Raw genomic sequence first — 3,020 nt, forward strand, 5'->3', positions numbered from 1 at the left:
GGTGCCGTCAGCTTCGGTCCAACCGGTCGAAATGCCCTGCCCGGCGAGCCAGGTGATTTCCTTATAGAACTGTGAACTCGTGGGCACATCCGTGAAGGGCGATGTGACCGGGGCCGTGAATGCAGGTTTACCAGCCAGCCGGTACATGAAGGCGGCCATCGCGTCCCTGTTCACGGACTGGAGCGGACGGTAGGTCTTGGTGCCGTCAGCTTCGGTCCAACCGGTCGAAATGCCCTGCCCGGCGAGCCAGGTGATTTCCTTATAGAACTGTGAACTCGTGGGCACATCCGTGAAGGGCGATGTGACCGGGGCCGTGAATGCAGGTCTACCAGCCAGCCGGTACATGAAGGCGGCCATCGCATCCCTGTTCACGGGCTGGAGCGGACGGTAGGTCTTGGTGCCGTCAGCTTCGGTCCAACCGGTCGAAATGCCTTTGGCCGCGAGCCACGAAATTTCGGTGGCGAACTGAGAGTTGGCAGGCACGTCGGTAAAGGCAGGCGCGGCAGTTGCCGTGAACGTGTGGCTCCAGGAGGCCACGGCTCCTGGAGCTAGGACGTATCCTGCCCGCGCCTGGGCGGTTACGCCTACAGTTCCGCTTCCCGGATAAGTGCCTGCCGTCACGCTGGTCCCATTCACGCGGTAGTCAACCCCGGTTGTGGCAGGAATCGTGTAACTGCCCGCGCCGTCCGCAAATGTCGGGGGAGCCGGGGTGACCGGCGTCGGGCTGGGGGTGGCTTTGTAGGAGAGCTCCCCAATCGCCGTATCGGCGCCGGCCTTGGCACTTACCGGTGTGGAGGCTTCCTCCGTGGTGACGTTTCCTGCGTACAGCTTTCCAAGGGAAGCCCGGCTGGTGGGCGGGGTGACGTCAACGAGGTAATTCCCTGTGCTGAGGCCTGGGACGCTGAACTTACCGGCAGCATCTGTCTGGGTGGACCGGGTCACGAGTGAACCGTCCTTGGTGTAGGCGTGGATTTTCGCTTGCGGCAGTGGCTGGCCGGTATCGTCGGTCACTGTTCCGCTGATGCTTCCACCGGTCACGAGAGCGGCATTGACGTCCGGCAGACTCTGTCCCGTAGAAACGGTGAGCGGGGTGGCGGCTGCGGTGCCCGCCGATTCAGGTTTGTTCTGGTAGAACTGCGCTTCGGAGAGGGAGTAACCGCTCGCCCGGTTGAAGGCGATCTTGTAGGAGCCCTGCGCAAGTCCCCCGATGCTGTAGGCACCTGTCAGGTCTGTGCTCCCTCTTTGTACGGTGTTGCCCGAGTTATCCAGCACGGTCACGGGGGTGTAGCCGCTGCCGCCAGTGATGGTTCCGCTGATAGTAGCGCCCTTGACCAAGGTGGTGTTTATTCCGGTCAGGTCCTGACCGGAAGCGACGGTGACAGCGGTGGCGGTGTCAGCAGAGGAAGCATTGGGGTACCACTGCTCCAGTGCGCCTGAAGACCCTGTAGAGAAATCCACCTTGTAGGACCCAGCTGGCAGGCCGATGATGCGGTATGTCCCGTCGGCCGCCACGGGGGAGTATCCCGCGTACAACTGTCCGGCACGGGCGTAGACGTAGACCGAATTCAGGTTGATCCCGGCTGGCGCCGTGATGGTTCCACTGATCGTGGCGCCCTTGATCAGAGTGGTGTTAATTCCAGTGAGATCCTGACCGGTCCCGACACTGACGGCGGTGGCAGTGTCAGCAGTTACGGCGTTCGGGTACCACTGATCGACCCCTCCTGAACTCGCAGCCGAAAGGTTGAGTTTGTAGGATCCCGCCGGTAGCCCCTTCACCTGGTAGCTTCCGTCCGGAGCGACGGATGAATATCCTGCGTACAGAGACGCAGCATCATTCGTGCGTGCATTGACGTAGACAGAGGTGAGGTTGACCCCCGGGGGCGCGGTGATGGTGCCCCCTATCGTGGCGCCCTTGACGAGGGTGGCGTTTATTCCGGCGAGGTCCTGGCTTGTGGTCACGGTCACTGCCGTGGCTGTGTCTGCTGAGGAAGCGTTGGGGTACCACTGCCCCATCGCCCCGGAATTCCCACCGGAAAAGTAGATTTTGAAAGATCCTGCAGGCAACCCAGTGAGAAGGTAGGTTCCGTTGACGGTGACGGGAGAAGATCCCGCTTGCGAGGTCCCGTCTTGGGTCCTCGCATAAGCAGTCACGGAGGTGAGATCGACGCCGGCCGGCGCGCTAATGGTTCCGCTGACGGTGGCACCCTTGATAAGGGCGGTGTTTAGTCCGGTGAGGGCCTGGCCGTCGGTGACGGTAACGGCGGTAGCGGTGTCAGCAGAGGAAGCACCGGAGTACCACTGGTCCAGCGCACCTGAATTTCCAGAAAAGTACAGTTTGTAGGACCCTGCCGGCAGGTTACTGATACGGTAACTGCCGTCACCGCCGACGAATGCGAACCCTACATATGAGGAGTTTGCGTCAGCGGTGTATGCGGTTACGTGGACGGAGCCCACATTGACGCCCGTTGGTGCGGTGATGGTTCCGCTGATGGATGCGGTAGTCGCCGCCGCTTGCGCAGGAATGTTTCCTGCCAGCAGCAACGTCCCGAGAACAATGGCGAGAACAGCGTTCAGGCGCCGAAAGATAGCCATGCGAGCAAACATGAAAGCCCCCAAGATTCACGCGGGGGACATTTTCCGCACCGCGGTCCACAGATAATGGACGAATCGTACTGTAACGCACGGTGACATGCTGGCACCATTTTATTTTTCGACATGAACGTCGTCAGACTCTTCATGAAGCCCAGGAAGAAGACATCGCGTGAATGTCGAGGAGAAACATGGAAGACAAGGCTAAATTTACGGTCAAAGATCGCGCCGCACCGTTGTGCATAAGTGTCGTGTGCGCGTCAGTTCTGGTATTTCAGCCCGGGGGGTTGTTCCGCTTCGTATGGTGTAAGCGGCCATGAAAAACTGCCCGTAGGCGGCCACGAAAGTGCCCACTGACGGCCAGTAGAACTGCCCACCGGTGGCCATGAGATCTGCCCACTTCCTTACTTGTCCTGCCGCGTCTTAAGCGG

Annotated in this window: 1 protein-coding gene; it reads right to left on the reverse strand. The window is 60.5% G+C overall.

Annotated elements, in window-relative coordinates:
• On the reverse strand, positions 1–2,592 hold a 2,592-nt coding region (locus ACWRN3_RS22675; protein ID WP_476742009.1), incomplete at its 3' end, for a carboxypeptidase regulatory-like domain-containing protein.
• Positions 2,593–3,020: the final 428 nt, after the last annotated feature.

Source organism: Pseudarthrobacter sp. rb (assembly GCF_056389225.1).